This is a genomic window from Aurantiacibacter luteus (genome assembly GCF_001010945.1).
Lineage (GTDB): Bacteria > Pseudomonadota > Alphaproteobacteria > Sphingomonadales > Sphingomonadaceae > Alteraurantiacibacter > Alteraurantiacibacter luteus.
Genome location: NZ_LBHB01000001.1, coordinates 754703 through 772338 on the forward strand (window position 1 = coordinate 754703; position 17636 = coordinate 772338).

A 17636-nucleotide genomic window follows, 5' to 3' on the forward strand; every position below is an offset into this window, starting at 1 on the left:
CAAGCTGCGCGGAATGAAACGCCTGTTTCCGCTCGCGCTCCTCGCCCTGGTCGCCGCCTTGCCTGTCACGGCGCAAACGAACCCCTTTGCCGCCCGCCTGCTGGCCGCGCACAACGCCGCACGGGCCGAGGCGGGAACGCCTCCGCTTGAATGGAACCCGCGCCTTGCCGCCGAGGCGCAGGCGTGGGCCGAGCATCTCGCCGAGATCGGACGGATGGAGCACTCGGACCGCGACACGCGCGCGGGCGTGGGCGAGAACCTGTGGATGGGCAGCGCGGGGCGGTTCGGCGCGGAATTCATGGTCGGTGCCTTCGTGGCCGAGCGCCAGCACTATCGCCCCGGCACCTTTCCCCATGTCTCGACCACCGGGCAATGGAGCGACGTCGGGCACTACACGCAGGTCGTCTGGCGCGAGACCCGGCAGCTCGGCTGTGCGGTGGCGCGGGGCGCGCGCGACGACTTCCTCGTCTGCCGCTACTGGCCCGCGGGCAATGTCTACGATCGAGAGGTGATGTGACCTAGGCGCCGAACTGGTCGGCCTTCAGCCGGGCAAAGGCATCGGCACGGTGGCTGATGGCGTGCTTTTCCTCTGGGTCGATTTCGGCGAACGTGTGCTCGCGGCCCTCCGGCACGAAAACGGGATCGTAACCGAAACCGAGCGTGCCGCGCGGAGGCCAGCTGAACTTGCCCGCCGCCTTCCCTTCGTAGATCGCGTGCTCGCCGTCAGGCCATGCCAGCGCGAGGACGCAGTGAAAGGCGCAGGCGCGCGAGGCGCCGGGTCCGAGCTGCTGCAAAAGCCCTTCGACCTTGCCCATCGCCATGTACCAGTCGCGTCCCGGTTCGCCTTCGAACCACTGCCGCTGGGCCCAGTCGGCGGTGTAGACGCCGGGGCGGCCGTCGAGCGCATCGACGGCGAGCCCGCTGTCGTCGGCGAGCGCGGGCAGGCCCGAAGCCTCGGCAGCAGCGCGCGCCTTGATGAGTGCGTTCTCGACGAAAGTGCGGCCTGTCTCGGCAGGCTCCGGCAAGCCCAGCGCACCCGCCGACACGCAATCAACGCCGTAGGGCGCGAGCAGGGCCGAAATCTCCTTCAGCTTGCCCGCGTTGTGCGTCGCGATGACGAGCTTGCCGCTGCCGAGCTGCCGCGTCACCTGACTGCCGCCTCTTGTGCACGGAAGATCTCGCCGCAACCCATCTGCGCGAGGCGCAGCAGGCGCAGCAAGCCTTCCTCGTCGTAGGTCGCGCCTTCCGCCGTGGCTTGCGCCTCGGCGATCTGCCCGCCCTCGATCAGCACGAAGTTGGCATCGGCATCGGCGTTCGAATCCTCGATGTAGTCGAGGTCGAGCACCGGCGTTCCCTGGTGGATGCCGCAGGAAACCGCGGCGACCTTGGCGGTGATCGGATCGGCCTTCAAGGTGCCCGATGCCAGCAGGCTGTTGACCGCGAGCCGCAACGCCACCCAGGCGCCCGATATCGAGGCCGTGCGCGTGCCGCCGTCGGCCTGCAGCACGTCGCAATCGAGCGTGATTTGTCGCTCGCCCAGCTTCTCCAGATCTACCACGGCGCGCAAGGAGCGCCCGATAAGCCGCTGAATTTCCTGCGTGCGCCCGCTCTGCTTGCCGCGCGCCGCCTCGCGACTGCCGCGCGTGTGCGTGGCGCGCGGAAGCATCGAGTATTCGCCCGTCACCCAGCCGCGGCCCTTGTTGCGCATCCACGGCGGCACGCTGTTTTCCACGCTCGCGGTGCACAGCACGCGCGTGTCGCCGAAACTGATGAGACAGCTTCCTTCGGCGTGCTTGGTGAAGCCGGTTTCGATCGTGATGGCGCGCATTTCGTCGGGCGCACGGCCGGAAGGTCGCATGAAGGTCTCCAGATATTGCGAAGCGGGCCGTAGCGCCTAGAGTAGGACTTGTCATGGCTTCCCCCACCATCACCGACCTGACGGACCGCGCGCGCGACATCTTCCGGCTCGTGGTGGAGGACTATCTCGCCAGCGGGCAGCCGGTCGGCTCGAAGGCGCTCGCGCAGAGCGGGGCGGTGAACCTCTCGCCCGCCTCGATCCGCTCGGTGCTGAGCGAGCTGGAAATTCTCGGCCTGCTCGCCGCGCCGCACACCAGTGCCGGGCGGATGCCGACCGAGAGCGGGCTCAGGATGTTCGTCGACGGTATCATGCAGGTGGCCGAGCCGACCGCCGAGGAGCGCGCGACCATCGAAAGGAAGCTCTCCGCCCCCGGACCGATCGAGAGCGCGCTCGAAAAGACCAGCGCCATGCTGTCGGAAATCAGCGGCGCGGCGGGCATGGTCATGGTGCCGCGCCGGGAGCCGCGGCTCGCGCAGATGCGGCTGGTCGCGCTCGACGAACGGCGCGCGCTCGCCGTGCTTGTGGGCGAGGACGGCGGGATCGAGAACCGCGTGCTCGACATCGGCGACGGGCTCTCCCCGGCAGATCTGGTGGAGGCGGGCAACTACGTCACCGCGCAGCTTGCCGGGCGCACGCTCGCCGAGGCTGCGCGGGCCATGCAGGCGGAAATCGCCTCGGGCCGCAGCGCGCTGGGCGAGGCGGCGCGGCACCTGGTCGAGGCCGGCATCGCCACCTGGAGCGAGGATGCCGCGCGGCGCCCGGTGCTGATCGTGCGCGGCGCCTCCAACCTGCTCGACGAGAGCGCGCTGACTGATATCGAACGGGTCCGCTCGCTGATCGACGACCTCGAGAACAAGCAATCCGTCGCCGAATTGCTGGAAAGCGCGCGCGAGGCCGAATCGGCGCGCATCTTCATCGGCGCCGAGAACCGGCTGTTTGCGCTCTCCGGATCCAGCGTCATTGCCTCGCCCTACCGCGACCGAGAGGGCAGGGTGGTGGGTGTGCTTGGCGTTATCGGCCCTACGCGGTTGAATTACGCGCGCGTCGTACCGATAGTGGACTTCACCGCCCGATCGCTGGGCAGGATCATCGGATAGACAGGTAGAGATGACGGACAACGAAAAGGCCGAAACCGGCCAGACGGATATCGAACGCGACGAGGAAGTGGCGCGCGAACTGGAAGGCGTGCCGGAGGAATTTCTCGCCGACGGGGACGACGAGGAGGACGGCGGGAGCGTGGACGACGCGCTCGCCTCGCTGCGCGCCGATCTCGAGGCGGCGAAGCAGGAGACGCTTTATGCCAAGGCCGAAGCGCAGAACCAGCGCCGCCGGATGGAGCGCGAGGTGCAGGACGCACGCACCTATGCGGCGACCGGCTTCGCCCGCGACGTGCTGAGCGTGGCCGACAACCTCTCGCGCGCCATCGATGCGGTGCCGGCCGAACTGCGCGAGGACGATAAGTTTCGCGGCCTGGTCGCCGGGATCGAAGCCACCCAGCGCGAGCTGGAAAAGGTCTTCGCCCAGCACGGCATCAGCCGAATCGCGGCGATGGGTTTGCCGCTCGATCCGAACCAGCACCAGGCGATGCTGGAAATCCCCTCAAACGACGCGGAACCGGGCACGGTGGTGCAGGAAATGCAGGCCGGCTACATGATCCGCGACCGCCTGCTGCGCCCGAGCATGGTCGGCGTTGCGAAGAAGCCGGATTGATACCAGGCGCGTAAAATTCGGAACACCGGCCGTTCCTGTCCGTATCGTCATCAGCGGGGGCGACACGGAGAGACGACATGAAAAACAAGATTTTGCTCGCACCCGCGCTGATCGCGTCCAGCATGGGCCTGACCGCGTGCGCCGAGAATTACGCTGTCGAAGGTGGTCTGGCCGGGGCTGCAGCCGGCGCAGCCGTGGCTGCGATAACCGACGAGGACATCACGACTTATGCCCTGGCAGGTGCCGCTATCGGTGCCGTGGTCGGCTACGTGTCTGACAAGAACAACCGCTGCGACGGCTACTACTACGATGGCCGCTATGTCGACGACGATTGTCGCAATGACGATCGCTATCGCCGATATTTCTGAAGAGTAAAAATGCGAAACGGGTCCGCCGGGCAATACCCGGCGGACCCGCCTCCATTCGCACCTGCGGCTCTATTCGCTGTAGAGCTCGGAAATATTGAGTTCGGCCGCCTGTAGCGAGCCGCTCGAAAAGGTGCCGACCCAGATCTGGTAACGGCCCGTCATGGGCGTCTGCAGCCACACGCGCGGATTGTTGCCCTCGCCGCTGTCGTCGTCGCAATAATAGCTGCCATTGGGAGCGCGCACGACCAGCGTCGTGTCCGCCATGGCGTCGGCGGAAATGTATAGCGGCAGCGAGCCCGAGGTGTAGTCGAGTTCGAAATCGGCGGCGGAGGAGACGTAGCCGGCGCAGCCCGAAGCCATGTTCGAAGCGCTCATGCTGCCGCCGGCCTGGACGCGCACGAGGTAGGGATCGGGAGTGAAGCCGGACTGCAGGCTGACGCTGCCGTAGTTGGTGCCACCACCGCCGGAGCTGCCGCCGCCACTGGACGAACCGCCCTGATCGTCCGCCAGCGTGCTTTCCAGCTCGGTGATGTAGAGGCGGGCGGGATGGAGGTCGCTGCCGCCGTAGGTGCCGACCCAGATGTCGTATTGCCCGGCCTGCGGTTGGTGGAAGCGGATGAGAGGGTTGAGATCGGCGCCGCGGTCGTCGTCGCAATACCAGCTGCCGTCGGGAGCGTTGATCACCAGCGTCGTATCGCTGTCGGCCATCGCGCCGATGATCAGCGGCAACGTGCCGCTGCCCTGGCCGTAGTTCAGCCGCACGTCGGGCGCATCGGAAATATAACCGGCGCAGTCGCTGGAAATGCCGCTCGCATCCACAGACCCGCCCGACTGGACGTTGATCACGCGGGGGTCGTCGGCGAAGCCGGGCTGGATGGAAAAGGTGCCGTAGTTCGGCTCGGCAGAATAATCCTGCGCCATCGCGGGCGCGGAAAGGCCGAGCGCGGACATCGCGACGGCGGCGAGCAAGGTCTTCTTATACATGAATGGTCCCCCTAAGTAGTCTGTGCGACTATGCGGAGCGACCCGTTCGTTCAGCCATGTGCCCACCAGCATGAACGACCGATTGCCCCCCAGCACGGTCTCTGTTTGTGTAACACAGTGCATCCGATGGGCAAGTCTCCGAATCAAGATATTGAAACGGTGCCCGAAATCGAACCATGGTGCATAGCCGCGCGCCGATCTCGAGTGTTGTCCGGAGACTTTGGCCACCGGTTGCGCGGCGTGCTCGCCGGGCTGGCCGAAGTGGGAAAAATCAGCTGGAATCGCGTGTCGCTTGACGCGCCAAACAGCTGTCAGACCAGCAGGTAAAGCACCAAGTAGCGAACGATCAGCGCAACCAGCAAAATCGCCTGCACCCTGCGTTGGCGGAACACCATCGCCGCTCCCATCAGGCCGACGAACAGCAGGGTCGTCCAGATGCTGCGCGCAGACATAAGCGCCGACCTGATTTCCTCGATAGAGAGCAGGTAGGCCCACTGGATGGCGACCAGCGCGATGAGGATGCCGAAGATGGTGCGGGAAACTCGGAAGTAGTGGGCATCGAGGTTGCGGAAACGCTCTGGATCCGCGGGAAATACCAGCCGCGCCGCCAAGTAATAGGCGCTCGCAAAGGCCATCACGGCCAGCAAGGTGTGCGGGGTCACGGTGACGAGCCGCTGGACGGTCCAGGAGAACATCCAGAAGGACATCAAGTCCACCATGACGAAGATCGCCATGAGCGGGGTGAGCCAGCCTATCGTGAAACGCCGCTCTCCGCCCCGGGCCTCGCCTGCGAATTCGAGTTCCAGCGCGCGGCCCAGCCCGCCGAGCAACTCGACCAGCGAGAAGCCGAGAATGAGAGCGTAAAGCGCGAAAATGAACTCGAAGTCGGTCAGCCGGTCGCTCCCGGAAAATTCACCAGGGCCTCGTAAGCCCGCGCATCTGCCACGCCCGCCAGTTTCACCCCGTTGCGCAGCAGGAAGGCATGCTCGACGATGCGCGCCTGCTGTTCGATGCCGTACTGTTCCAGCTTCCAGTCGGGCTTCAGCGCATAGTCGTATCGCGCCCAGGGCATGCGGTTGAGCAGCAGATACCAGTCGCCCAGCGTCTGGGTCTGCCAGACATGGGTCATCTCGTGAATAAAGAGCGCCTGCCGCCTGAGCGAGACCTTTGTGAAATCGTCGCAATAGCCGCTGCCGAGCGGGTGGAAGTGAATGTGGCCGCGCGGGGCCATCGTCACCCGCTTCGGCTGGAAGAAGGCGAATTTGCGTCGGCGTATGGTGACCTTCGCGTAGTCGATGGCGTGGCCGAACATGGTCCGGGCGAGGGCGACCTCGCCCGCACTCAGGGGGCGTTCCCCGCCGACGGGGCAGGAGAGGGCTGTTTCGCCGTTCACTCGGCGGCGGCGTTTTCCGTCGCGGCGGCAGGCGCGTCACCCGCGGCGCGCACCTCGACCGGGAAGCTGCACTTGTCGCCGCGCACGTCGGTCAGGGTGATCTCGCCCTGGCCCCCTGCGACCAGGTCGGCGGGGACGCCCATGACCATCACGTGCTTGCCGCCCGGCGCGAACTGCAGGGTCTCGCCCGGCTCGACCGGCTGCTGGACCAGCTCCTGCATGTCTTCCTGCAGATTGAACTCGGTGGTCTCATGCAGCATTGCGCTCTCGGCACCCAGCAGGTCCGCGCCGCGGATCGTCCACGGCTGGCTGCCGGTGTTGGTGAGGGTGAAATAGGCCGCGCCGGGATTGCCCTCGACCGCAGGCAGCGAGAGCCATGCGTCCGTCACCTCGATGCCGGTTACGCAGTCCCCATTCGCCTCGGCAACCTGTTCGGGCGCGGCATCTTCGCCGCAGGAAGCGAGCAGCAGCGCGGCGGCGGCGAGCGAAATCGTGGCGGAAAACGGCGTCTTGATCATTGGTGTACCCCTCTCGGACAATGGCGGATTTCTAGCCGGGCAGGTCTCTTGTGCCAAGCCAAACCGCTCCTATATCGCGGCTCGTTACACAGCTTTATCCGAGCTGCCGACAGGTTTCGCCGGGACGGGAAACCGAGCGCGCAGCGTCCAACCGTAAAGAGAATGGGAACGTAAATGAGCAAGATTATCGGCATCGACCTCGGCACCACCAACAGCTGCGTTTCGGTGATGGAAGGGGGCAAGCCCAAGGTCATCGAGAATTCCGAAGGCGCGCGCACCACGCCCTCGATCGTCGCCTTCACCAAGGATGGCGAGCGCCTGATCGGCCAGCCCGCCAAGCGCCAGGCCGTGACCAATCCCGACAACACCCTGTTCGCCATCAAGCGCCTGATCGGCCGCCGCTTCGACGATCCGCTGACCAAGAAGGACATGGAGCTCGTCCCCTACGACATCGTCAAGGGTAAGAACGGCGACGCCTGGGTCGAGGCCGGCGGCGAGGACTATTCGCCCAGCCAGATTTCAGCCTTCATCCTGCAGAAGATGAAGGAAACCGCCGAGAGCTATCTCGGCGAGACGGTCTCCAAGGCCGTGATTACCGTGCCCGCCTACTTCAACGACGCGCAGCGCCAGGCGACCAAGGACGCAGGGCAGATCGCGGGACTTGAGGTGGAGCGCATCATCAACGAGCCGACCGCCGCGGCGCTGGCCTACGGTATGGACAAGAATGACGGCAAGACCATTGCCGTCTACGACCTCGGCGGCGGCACCTTCGACATCTCGATCCTCGAGATCGGCGACGGCGTGTTCGAGGTGAAGTCCACCAACGGCGATACCTTCCTCGGCGGCGAGGACTTCGACAGCACGATCGTCGAGTACCTGGCGGCCGAGTTCAAGAAGAAGGAAAACATGGACCTGAAGACCGACAAGCTCGCTCTTCAGCGCCTGAAGGAAGCCGCGGAAAAGGCCAAGATCGAGCTTTCGAGCTCGGCCCAGACCGAGGTCAACCTGCCCTTCATCACCGCACGCATGGAAGGCGGCAGCTCCACCCCGCTGCACCTCGTCGAGACGCTGACCCGCTCCAAGCTGGAGCAGTTGGTCGGCGACCTCATCAAGCGCACGTTGGAGCCTTGCAAGAAGGCGCTCGAGGACGCAGGCGTTTCCAAGAACGAGGTCGATGAGGTGATCCTGGTCGGCGGTATGACCCGCATGCCCAAGGTGCGCGAAGTGGTGGAGGAGTTCTTCGGCTCCAAGCCGCACACCGGCGTAAACCCCGACGAGGTGGTCGCCATGGGTGCAGCCATCCAGGCCGGCGTGCTGCAGGGCGACGTGAAGGACGTGTTGCTGCTCGACGTGACTCCGCTGTCGCTGGGCATCGAGACGCTGGGTGGCGTATTCACCCGCATGATCGACCGCAACACCACGATCCCGACCAAGAAGGCGCAGGTCTACTCGACCGCCGAGGACAACCAGAACGCGGTAACCATCCGCGTCTTCCAGGGCGAGCGTGAGATGGCGGCGGACAACAAGCTGCTCGGCCAGTTCGACCTGGTCGGCATTCCGCCCGCGCCGCGCGGCGTGCCGCAGATCGAGGTGACCTTCGACATCGACGCCAATGGCATCGTCAACGTCAATGCAAAGGACAAGGGCACCGGCAAGGAGCAGCAGATTAAGATCCAGGCTTCGGGCGGTCTGTCCGATGCCGACATCGACCAGATGGTGCAGGATGCCGAGAAGTTCGCCGAGGAGGACAAGAAGCGCCGCGAGGCCGCCGAAGTCCGCAACGGCCTCGACAGCCTGGTCCATGCGACCGAGAAGCAGCTGTCCGACAATGGCGACAAGATTGATGCCGGCCTCAAGTCCGAGATCGAGACCGCCGTTGCCGAGGCCAAGACCGCGCTCGAAGGCGATGACATCGATGCGATGAAGGACAAGAGCCAGAAGCTGACCGACGCCGCCATGAAGATGGGCCAGGCGATCTACCAGCAGGAGCAGGACGCGGGTGCCGCGGCCTCTGCCGATGCGGCTGCGAGCTCGGCCGAGGGCGCGTCTTCCGACGAGGACGTGGTCGAGGCCGAGTTCACCGAAGTCGACGACGAGAACAAGGGATAATCATCCCGATGGACAACGAAGCCGCCACCGTCGCCCTGCGCGCCGGTGGCGGCGACGTTTGGGGGTTCGCGTATGTCATCTGAAATCGACTTCTACGAGGTGCTCGGCATCGAGCGCACGGCGGACGGCGCGACGATCAAGTCCGCCTATCGCAAGCTCGCCATGAAATATCACCCGGACCGCAATCCGGGTGATGCCGAGGCGGAAAACCAGTTCAAAATCTGCAGCGCCGCCTACGAGGTGCTGAAGGACCCGCAGAAGCGCGCGGCCTACGATCGCTATGGCCACGCTGCCTTCCAGCAGGGCGGCGGCCCGGGCGCGGCGGATTTCGGCGACATCGGCGATATCTTCGAGACGATCTTCGGTAGCGCTTTCGGCGGGCAGGCTCCCGGCGGCAGGGCCCGCCCGCGTCGCGGCGCGGACCTGCGCTACGACATGCAGATCACGCTGGAAGAAGCGTTCCACGGCAAGCAGACCGAGATCGAGGTGGAGGTTTCCACCACCTGCGACACCTGCACCGGCACCGGCGCCACCCCCGGCACCAGCAGCCGCCGCTGCGAACTGTGCCACGGCGCGGGCAAGGTTCGGGCCAAGCAGGGCTTCTTCGTCATCGAACGGCCGTGCCCCAATTGCCACGGCGCGGGCGAGGTGATCGAGAGCCCTTGCCGCGACTGCCGCGGCGAGGGTCGCGTCGACAAGGAGCAGCACTACGAGGTCGAGGTGCCGCCCGGCGTCGACAACGGCACGCGCATCCGCCTCTCCGGCAAGGGCGAGGCCGGCCCGCGCGGCGCCCCCGCGGGCGATCTCTACATCTTCGTCCACGTCAAGCCGCACAAGGTCTTCGAGCGCGAGAGCACTTCGCTCTTCACCCGCGTGCCGATCAGCTTCACCACGGCAGCGCTCGGTGACACGATCGAAATTCCCGGCCTCGACGGCGAGGTGAACCAGATCGAGATTCCCGCCGGAATCCAGTCGGGCAAGCAGTTGCGCAAACGCGGTGCGGGTATGCCAGTGCTGCAGGGGCGCGGACGCGGCGAGCTGGTGGTCGAGGTCATGGTGGAAACGCCGACCAGGCTTACGGCGCGGCAGAAGGAACTGCTGTGCGAGTTCCGCGAGACCGAGACCGGCGAGGAATGCCCGGAGAGCCGCGGTTTCTTCGAAAAGATTAAGGACGCTTTCGGGGCTTAGCGGTCATAGCTAGCCGAGCTTGCCGACAATCTCGTCGCGCAGCCGTTCGACCAAAGCCGGCTTGCAGAGGCCCCGCTCCAGCTCCTCGTCGCAGATCGCGAGCAACGCATCGCGCTTGAAGCTGAGGCACACGGTCTCGTCGAAACCGCCCGGCACCGTCGAGCAGACGAGGTCGATCATCCGCTCGGCCCCGTGCATCCGGCCCCACAGGTAATCGTTCTCGCGGTAGGCGCGGCTGAAGAAGGCGCCGAAGTTGAAGAACTCGGTGCCGCGCAGGCTCGCCGCCGCGCCGCCTTCACGGATCGCGGTGGCATCGTCGGGACTGATGCGATCGACCTTGACCGGGTCGAACTCGGTGAAGCCCTCGTTGCGCAGCAAAGGCAGGGTGGCGACGTCGTAGAATGGGAAGCCGAGGTAGGCGAGCAGGACGCGGCGCCTGAGGTCGCGCGACATGGCCTGCATGGTCTCGGCGAGTATGCCTTCGGCCTCCTCGTCGGCGGCGCGGAGCGAACGGGCCGCGGCAAGGGCATCGAGAAACGCTCCCGGCTCGGCCAGCACATTGCTCGCCGCTGAGACAAAGTCGTCGCCGAAAGTGCTGAAGTTCTCGCGGTCGAAATACAGCGCCATCGCGCGGTAGACTCCGTCCCGCGCGCGCTCCAGTTCGTCATCGTCGATATGCGGATCGGCATCCCATTCGCGCGACAGGCGGCGGGCGATCAGTCGCAGGCGGCGAATGCGAAAGGCGAGGTCGTGATCGCGCAGGAAGAAGATCGCCGCGGGGCTGGCGCCGCCCTTCGGACTGCCCAGGGTGTCAAGCCCGCTCGCCTCGATAGCCCCGCGCAACGCCGCGGCCACGCTCGCGCGGTCGGGTGCGGTGTCAAAATTGCCGGCAGCAAGCGCCAGGTCCGCGAGGCGATCGACGATCCCGGCGAGCTTGGCGAGCGCATAGGACTGGAACGCGTAGCCGGCCTGCTCCGCCGCCTCCTGCTGCGCGCGAGCACGCCACTTGGCGAGGCGAGCGGGCGTGGGCCGGTCGAAAAACAGCGTGCGTCCGAAAATGCCCTCGACCACCGCTTCCACCTGCGGTCGCAGGGTCTGCACCATGCGCGAAAGCCGCAGCGCCTCGCGCGACTGTGCGGCGAGCGTCTCCAGGTTGTCGCGGATCGGCTGTTCCCGAGGGATCGCGGAAAGCGACCCGACGATGGCGGAAAAGAAGCCGATGCGGCGCGGGGTTTCGCCGCGGGCCGGGGCGCGGCGGGCCGGGGTGGGGTCGATGTAGACGAAACGGCGATCCACCTCGCGCTGGGCCGGCCGCGCGCTAAGCCCCGCCATGGCGCCCGCGAATGGCGCGTTGACCAGCACCGATCCGTCGATCAGCGCCACCTGGTCGAGCGTTCCCTGTGCAACGTGTGCAGGCATCACGCGCTTCAGAAAGGCGTCGCGCCCCTCCCATCCGCCGGGCAGCGCAGCTTCCACCTCGCCCACACTCATCGGCGGAAAGGCGCCCGGGAAGCTCGCGGTGGCGCGGGCGGCGAAGGTGAGTTCGGCGAGAGGCGCAAGGTCCCGTCCACCGCTTGACGGGGTCGCCGCGCGAAAGCCGATGGGCAGGCGATGCTCGCTTTCTTCCACCAGCGGCGGGCTGTTGAGCCGCAGCAACTCGCGGTGGCCGCGATAGTCCGTGGCCGTGACCAGCAGGTCGAGCGGATGGCCCGGCGGCAGCAACGGCTTCTCGGCGCCCGCTGTGCCGAGCGAGAGCAGCGCATCGTGCAGCAGGCGGGTGAAGCCGGGGCCGGAGAACGGCGGCTCGAACCAGCGCCCGCGCACCAGCCCCGATAGCTTGCGTCGCACCTCCTGCCGCGTTTCGGCAGAGACGCTCTCGCTCACCGGGTTGCCGGGCCGATTGGTGAGGTACCAGACGAAGGGCCGCATCCACGGCTTGGCCGCCACGTCCGACCACGGCCGCGCGTCCTCGTCCACCAGTTGCTCGACGTCGGCGTTTTCCAGCCACAGCTCGGTCAGCGGCTCGAGGCTGTGGCCGGAGTGGATCGCCTGGGCGAGGAAGACCGCGTTGATGCCGCCCGCGCTAGCGCCCGTCACGATGTCGGTCAGCACCCGCAGCCGCAGGCCGTCGCCGCTCTCGATCTTGCGCAGGAGGGCAAGATAGACGGCCTCGACACCGCCGGACGGCGCAGGCGTGGCGGCGTGGTGGTCGCGGCTGGCGCGGGCGAGCTTCCAGATCTCCTTCGTGACGCCGTGCATGTAGACGGCAAGGCTCACCCCGCCGTAGCAGACCAGCGCTATCCTCAGTTCCTTCTGCCGCATCGCCCACCTTGTTGGCAGATGGGGCAGGGGCCGACAACCGCTGTTGCGTTCCAGTTCTGTTCCGGTTAGTCCGCCTGCGATGGCGAAGCCGAAGAAGCGATATGTATGCACCGAATGCGGCAGCGTCGCCTCGCGCTGGCAGGGGCAGTGCGCGGATTGCAGCGAGTGGAATACGCTCGTCGAGGAAGCGCCGGAAACCAAGTTCGCCGCCGCGCACAACCTGTCGAGCGGCGGGCGGGCGATCCGGTTCGAAAGCCTCGACGCGCCCACCGCCCCGCTGGCCCGTCGCTCCACCGGCATCGCCGAATTCGACCGCGCGCTCGGCGGCGGGCTGGTGCCGGGATCGGCTATCCTGATGGGCGGCGAGCCGGGGATCGGCAAATCCACGCTGCTGCTCCAGGCGGCCGCCTCCATCGCCAAGGCGGGGGGCGACGTGGTCTATGTCAGTGGCGAGGAAGCGACCGGGCAAGTGCGGATGCGCGCCGGACGCCTCGGCGTGGCGGATGCCAACCTGCGCCTCGCCTCGGCCACATCGGTGCGCGATATCCTGACCACGCTCGGCAACGGCACGCCGCCCGACCTGCTGGTGGTCGATTCGATCCAGACCATGCATTCCGACATGATCGAGGGTGCGCCCGGCACCGTCAGCCAGGTGCGCGCCAGCGCGTTCGAACTGATCCGCTTCGCCAAGGAGACGGGGACCTGCCTCGTCCTCGTCGGCCACGTCACCAAGGACGGCAACATCGCAGGGCCCCGCGTGCTGGAACACATGGTCGATACCGTGATGAGCTTCGAGGGCGAGCGCAGCCACCAGTATCGCATCCTCAGGAGCCTCAAGAACCGTTTCGGCGCGGTGGACGAGATCGGCGTCTTCGCGATGGAGGGGCATGGCCTCGCCGAGGTCAGCAACCCTTCCACCCTGTTCCTGTCCGGCCGCGACGAGCCCATCGCCGGCAGCGCGGTTTTCCCTGCGCTTGAGGGGACCCGGCCCGTGCTGGTCGAGATCCAGGCCTTGATCGTGCGGCTGCAATCGGGCGCGACCCCGCGCCGCGCGGTGGTGGGGTGGGACAGCGGGCGCTTGGCGATGCTGCTTGCCGTGCTGGAGGCGCGCTGCGGGCTCAGTTTCTCCACGGCAGAGGTCTATCTCAACGTCGCGGGCGGCTACCGCTTGTCGGACCCGGCCGCCGATCTCGCCGTGGCCGCTGCATTGATTTCCGCCCTGGCCGACAAACCGCTGGCCAAGGACGCGATCTGGTTCGGCGAGCTGTCGCTTTCGGGCGAGGTGCGCCCCGTGGCGCATTCCTCGTTGCGCCAGCGCGAGGCGGCGAAGCTCGGCTTTGCCCGCGCATTCGGCCCCGCGGACGGCGGGCAGGACGTGAAGGGGCTGCGCTATGCCGGGATCGGCGGCGTGACGTCACTCGTTGACCGGTTGCTGGCATCGACCTAAATTGACCGGCGAATGACGGGTTTCGATATCATCGTGCTTCTGCTCGTGGGGGTCGGGGCGGTCGGCGGGTTCATGCGCGGCTTCGTGCAGGAAGTGCTCTCGCTCGCCGCGTGGATTCTCGCCGTGCTGGCGATCCGCTACCTTCACACCGATCTGACCGCCGCCATCCTCGATTTCATGGGCTCGCCGGTCACCGCCGCTATTCTTGCCTTCGCGTTGCTGCTGCTCATCCCCTATGCGGGCATGAAGCTGATCGCCCGCATGGCCGGGCAAAGCTCGCGCAATTCGGTGCTCGGCCCGATCGACCGCGTCCTCGGCTTCGGCTTCGGCGCGGTGAAGGGCGTCATCATCGTCGTCATCGCCTTTTCGCTGCTGGTGCTTGGCTACGATACCGTCTGGGGCGCGCGCGGGCGGCCCGACTGGATTTCCGAGGCGCGCACCTACCAGCTCGTCGATGCCGGTTCGCGCGCCATGGTGCAGATCATACAGGAACGCCGCGCCCGCTTGCAGGGCGAGAGCGAGGCGGAGGGTGATCCCGCCGTCGGCACTACCGGGTGAGCGCGGACAAGCTCTATACCCCGCAGTTGCTGGCCGCCGCCGTGGAACTGGCCGCCTGGCCGCCGCTGCCTGGCGCTGCGCTCCATGCAGAGGCGCGCTCGCCTGCGTGCGGCTCGACCATCGCGCTCGACGTAGAGCCTGCCGCGGACGGTTCGGTCGCCGGGCTGGGAATGCTCGTGCGCGCCTGCGCCGTCGGACAGGCGGCGGCCGCTGTCTTCGCGCGCCACGTGGGCGGTCGCATGCCGGACGAGGTGATTTCCGCCCACGATGCCATCGCGGCCTGGATCGCGGGCGAAGGCGCCATGCCCGACTGGCCCGACCTCGCGCTGATCGCTCCGGCGCGCGCCTTTCCCGGACGTCACGGCGCCATGCTGCTGCCGTGGAAGGCGGCGCTGGCGGCCCTTTCCACCGCGCCCGCGACCGGCTAACCGCTCGCTCAGGAGACTTCGGGGGAGCGCATGGACGCGATACTCGCGCAATCGGAACACCAGCCCACGGCGAAAGACATTCGCCTGGTGATTGCTGCCAGCTCGGCGGGCACGATCTTCGAATGGTACGATTTCTTCATCTACGGCACGCTGGCGGCGCTGATCGGCGCGGCCTTCTTCCCGTCCGGCAACGAGACGCTGCAAACGCTGCTGGTCTGGGCCGGTTTTGCGGTGGGCTTCGGCTGCCGTCCGCTGGGCGCGATCCTGTTCGGCTACTTGGGCGACAAGCTGGGGCGCAAGTACACCTTTCTCGTCACCGTCACGCTGATGGGCGTAGCGACGGCGGGAGTCGGCCTTATCCCCACCGCGGCGAGCATCGGGGTGGCCGCGCCGATCATCGTCATCGCCCTGCGCGTGCTGCAGGGCCTGGCGCTCGGCGGCGAATACGGCGGCGCGGCGATCTACGTCGCGGAGCACGCCCCGCCCGAACGGCGCGGCTATTACACCAGCTTCATCCAGGCGAGCGTGGTCGGCGGCTTCGTGCTGTCCATCCTCGTCGTGCTTGTATGCCGCGCGCTGATCCCGGAGGAGGCCTTTTCCGAATGGGGCTGGCGGGTGCCTTTCCTGCTCTCCATCGCCCTTCTCGCCATATCGTTGTGGATGCGCCTGAAGCTGTCGGAAAGCCCGGTGTTCAAGGCGATGAAGGAAGCCGGCGAGACCGCGGGCAATCCCTTCGTCGAAAGCTTCACTTATCCCGGCAACAAGCGCCGCATCTTCGTGGCGCTGTTCGGCGTGGCGGGCGTGCTGACGGTGATCTGGTACACGGCTTTCTTCTCCACCCTCAGCTTCCTGCGCGGGCCCATGCGGATGGAAAACGGCCTTGTCGAAGGCATCATGCTGGTCGCCGGTGCGATCGCGATGAGTTTCTACATCGTCGTGGGCAAGTGGTCGGACAGGGTAGGGCGCAAGAAGCCCATCCTCATCGGCGCGCTGCTCTCGCTAGTGCTGCTGTTTCCCATCTTCTGGGGCATGGGCGCGCTGGCCAATCCGGGCCTGTCCCGCAGCAGTGCCGAGGCCCAGGTCTTCGTCAGCGGCCCGGCTTGCGACTTCGATCCCTTCGCCGACGTGCAGGCGAGCGAGTGCGGACGGGTGCTGTCCGATCTCACCGCGCTCGGCGTGCCCTACGATATCCGCCCGGTTGCCGCCGGTGCCGAGGATGTGCCGCAGGTCGTGGAGATCGGCGACTTCAGTCTCGATTACACCGGGCTGGAGGATGCGCCCCGCAAGGAGCGAATCCAGGGTTCGCTGGAGGCGGCGGGCTACGACTTCGATCGCCAGTTTCCGCCGTGGATCGCCGTGCTCGGCATCGTCGCGCTGCTACTCGCGCTCGGTGCGCTCTCGGCGCTGACCTACGGCTCCGTTGCGGCTCTGCTGACCGAGATGTTCCCCGCGCGCATCCGCTATTCCTCCATGTCGATCCCCTACCACATCGGCGCAGGCTATCTCGGCGGGTTCCTGCCGCTGATCTCCAGCTACATCGTGGCACGCACGGGCGATGTCTATTCGGGCCTCTGGTACACCTGGGCTGTGGTCGCCTTCGGCGCGCTGGTCGCCTGGTGGGGTCTCAAGAGCGGACCGCCTACCGACTTCGCCGATGACCCCGCCTGACTTGTCACAGGTCGCGGTGCCGCCCGCCAGCCTGCGGATGCGGCTCGATACCGAGGCGCTTAAGGCCAACTGGCGAACTCTCGACAGGCTGTCGGGCGCCGCGGCGGCCGGCGCGGCGGTAAAGGCGAACGCTTACGGCCTGGGCGTCGAGCGCGTCGTACCTGCCCTGCGCGAGGCGGGCGCTCGGCAGTTCTTTCTCGCCCACTGGGGCGAAGTCGCGCCGCTACTGGCGCATACCGATGCAGCCTCCATCGCCGTCCTCCACGGGCCGCGCGACGAGGCGGAGGCCGCCTATGCACGCGCCACCGGGGCCGTGCCGGTCATCAATTCGCTGCGGCAGGCCGACCTGTGGACGCGGACCGGCGGCGGGCGCTGCCATCTGATGCTCGATTCCGGCATCAACCGCCTGGGCATCGCTGCGGACGAGGTAGGCGATGCCGCGGTGGCCGGGCTGGACGTCGACGTGCTGCTCTCGCATCTCGCCTCGGCGGACGAGGATAGTGACATGAACGCGCGCCAGCTCTCGACCTTTCGCGAGGTCGCAGGGCAAGTCGAGGCGCGGCGCCTCAGTTTCGCCAACAGTGCCGGGATTGCGCTGGGGAGTGATTATCACTTCGACCTGACCCGTCCGGGCATCGCGCTCTACGGCGGAGTGCCGGTGCCGGCGCTCGCGCCCCACGTCGCTCAGGTCGCCTTCCCGGAGGCAGCGGTGCTGCAGGTGCGCAACCTGAAGCCGGGCGAGAGCGTGGGCTACAACGCACTGTGGACCGCCGACCGGCCAGTGCGCGCCGCAACGGTGTCCATCGGCTATGCCGACGGCTTCCTGCGCGCGCGGGGCGAGGGCGGGGCGCTCGGTTATGGGGGTGTCATGCTGCCGATCCTGGGACGCGTATCGATGGACATGGTGGTGGTCGACTGCGGCGACCTGCCGGTGAAGGAGGGCGATTACCTGACCGTGCCCTTCGCCCTGCCCGAGGTGAGTGCGCGGTCGGGTCTGTCGCAATACGAGCTGCTGACCACCATCGGCCACCGCTTCCAGTCCCGCTAGGGGACAACAATTTACCGCGTTTGCTAATTGCTTGCTG

Annotated in this window: 18 protein-coding genes; 11 read left to right on the top strand and 7 right to left on the bottom strand. The window is 66.9% G+C overall.

The window, feature by feature from the left end; genetic code table 11:
• The first annotated feature begins 13 nt into the window (after positions 1-13).
• Positions 14-517, top strand: coding sequence for a CAP domain-containing protein (locus AAW00_RS03650; protein WP_047002933.1), 504 nt, complete (start codon positions 14-16; stop codon positions 515-517).
• Position 518: 1 nt separating this feature from the next.
• On the opposite strand, the gene rdgB is transcribed toward AAW00_RS03650, so the two are convergent.
• Together rdgB and rph are read right to left on the bottom strand one after the other, a co-directional pair.
• Entirely contained in the window at positions 519-1148 is a 630-nt protein-coding gene (gene rdgB / locus AAW00_RS03655) for an RdgB/HAM1 family non-canonical purine NTP pyrophosphatase (protein WP_047002934.1), read from the bottom strand.
• A complete protein-coding gene (gene rph, locus AAW00_RS03660; protein WP_047002935.1) occupies positions 1145-1858 on the bottom strand; it encodes a ribonuclease PH in 714 nt (237 codons plus the stop codon). Before rph ends, rdgB begins: the two co-directional genes overlap by 4 nt.
• A 53-nt stretch (positions 1859-1911) precedes the next feature.
• Between rph and hrcA the strand changes: the two genes are divergently transcribed.
• The 3 genes from hrcA (at position 1912) to AAW00_RS03675 (ending at position 3936) form a co-directional block, all read left to right on the top strand.
• Positions 1912-2955: a heat-inducible transcriptional repressor HrcA gene (hrcA, locus tag AAW00_RS03665; protein ID WP_047002936.1), complete on the top strand. Its 1044-nt coding sequence runs from the start codon at positions 1912-1914 to the stop codon at positions 2953-2955.
• 10 nt (positions 2956-2965) lie between these two features.
• Positions 2966-3568 (top strand): nucleotide exchange factor GrpE, encoded by a 603-nt coding sequence (gene grpE, locus AAW00_RS03670; RefSeq protein ID WP_047002937.1) that lies wholly within the window; start codon positions 2966-2968, stop codon positions 3566-3568.
• Between the two features lie 77 nt (positions 3569-3645).
• Positions 3646-3936, top strand: coding sequence for a glycine zipper domain-containing protein (locus tag AAW00_RS03675; protein WP_047002938.1), 291 nt, complete (start codon positions 3646-3648; stop codon positions 3934-3936).
• 69 nt (positions 3937-4005) lie between these two features.
• Here AAW00_RS03675 and AAW00_RS15265 read toward each other — a convergent pair whose 3' ends face one another.
• From AAW00_RS15265 to AAW00_RS03695, 4 genes are all read right to left on the bottom strand, one after another.
• Entirely contained in the window at positions 4006-4920 is a 915-nt protein-coding gene (locus AAW00_RS15265; RefSeq protein ID WP_047002939.1) for a hypothetical protein, read from the bottom strand.
• A 311-nt stretch (positions 4921-5231) separates the two neighbouring features.
• Positions 5232-5750 carry a hypothetical protein gene (locus AAW00_RS03685; RefSeq protein ID WP_241461620.1) on the bottom strand — a complete coding sequence of 173 codons (519 nt, stop codon included), beginning with the start codon at positions 5748-5750 and terminating at the stop codon, positions 5232-5234.
• A 59-nt stretch (positions 5751-5809) separates the two neighbouring features.
• The gene (locus tag AAW00_RS03690; RefSeq protein ID WP_047002940.1) at positions 5810-6232 is read right to left on the bottom strand and encodes a hypothetical protein; all 423 of its coding nucleotides are present in this window, start codon (positions 6230-6232) and stop codon (positions 5810-5812) included.
• A gap of 77 nt (positions 6233-6309) precedes the next feature.
• Positions 6310-6831 carry a copper chaperone PCu(A)C gene (locus AAW00_RS03695; RefSeq protein WP_052761744.1) on the bottom strand — a complete coding sequence of 174 codons (522 nt, stop codon included), beginning with the start codon at positions 6829-6831 and terminating at the stop codon, positions 6310-6312.
• Positions 6832-7005: 174 nt separating this feature from the next.
• On the opposite strand from AAW00_RS03695, the gene dnaK reads away from it, so the two are divergent.
• Positions 7006-8940: a molecular chaperone DnaK gene (dnaK, locus tag AAW00_RS03700; RefSeq protein ID WP_047002941.1), complete on the top strand. Its 1935-nt coding sequence runs from the start codon at positions 7006-7008 to the stop codon at positions 8938-8940.
• 72 nt (positions 8941-9012) lie between these two features.
• Positions 9013-10128 carry a molecular chaperone DnaJ gene (dnaJ, locus tag AAW00_RS03705; RefSeq protein ID WP_047002942.1) on the top strand — a complete coding sequence of 372 codons (1116 nt, stop codon included), beginning with the start codon at positions 9013-9015 and terminating at the stop codon, positions 10126-10128.
• Between the two features lie 9 nt (positions 10129-10137).
• Here the strand turns inward: dnaJ and AAW00_RS03710 are convergent, their stop codons facing one another.
• A complete protein-coding gene (locus AAW00_RS03710; RefSeq protein WP_047002943.1) occupies positions 10138-12450 on the bottom strand; it encodes a patatin-like protein in 2313 nt (770 codons plus the stop codon).
• Between the two features lie 79 nt (positions 12451-12529).
• Between AAW00_RS03710 and radA the strand changes: the two genes are divergently transcribed.
• From radA to alr, 5 genes are read left to right on the top strand one after another with little or no spacing between them, the layout of a single operon-like run.
• Positions 12530-13897, top strand: coding sequence for a DNA repair protein RadA (gene radA, locus AAW00_RS03715; protein ID WP_047002944.1), 1368 nt, complete (start codon positions 12530-12532; stop codon positions 13895-13897).
• A 12-nt stretch (positions 13898-13909) separates the two neighbouring features.
• Complete coding sequence (locus AAW00_RS03720; protein ID WP_047002945.1) at positions 13910-14455, top strand: CvpA family protein; 546 nt, start codon at positions 13910-13912, stop codon at positions 14453-14455.
• Positions 14452-14883: an iron-sulfur cluster assembly scaffold protein gene (locus tag AAW00_RS03725; RefSeq protein ID WP_047002946.1), complete on the top strand. Its 432-nt coding sequence runs from the start codon at positions 14452-14454 to the stop codon at positions 14881-14883. The genes AAW00_RS03720 and AAW00_RS03725 overlap by 4 nt, the downstream gene beginning before the upstream one ends.
• A gap of 30 nt (positions 14884-14913) precedes the next feature.
• Entirely contained in the window at positions 14914-16551 is a 1638-nt protein-coding gene (locus tag AAW00_RS03730) for an MFS transporter (protein WP_047002947.1), read from the top strand.
• Positions 16538-17599, top strand: coding sequence for an alanine racemase (gene alr / locus AAW00_RS03735; RefSeq protein WP_047002948.1), 1062 nt, complete (start codon positions 16538-16540; stop codon positions 17597-17599). Before AAW00_RS03730 ends, alr begins: the two co-directional genes overlap by 14 nt.
• The last annotated feature ends 37 nt before the right edge of the window (positions 17600-17636 follow it).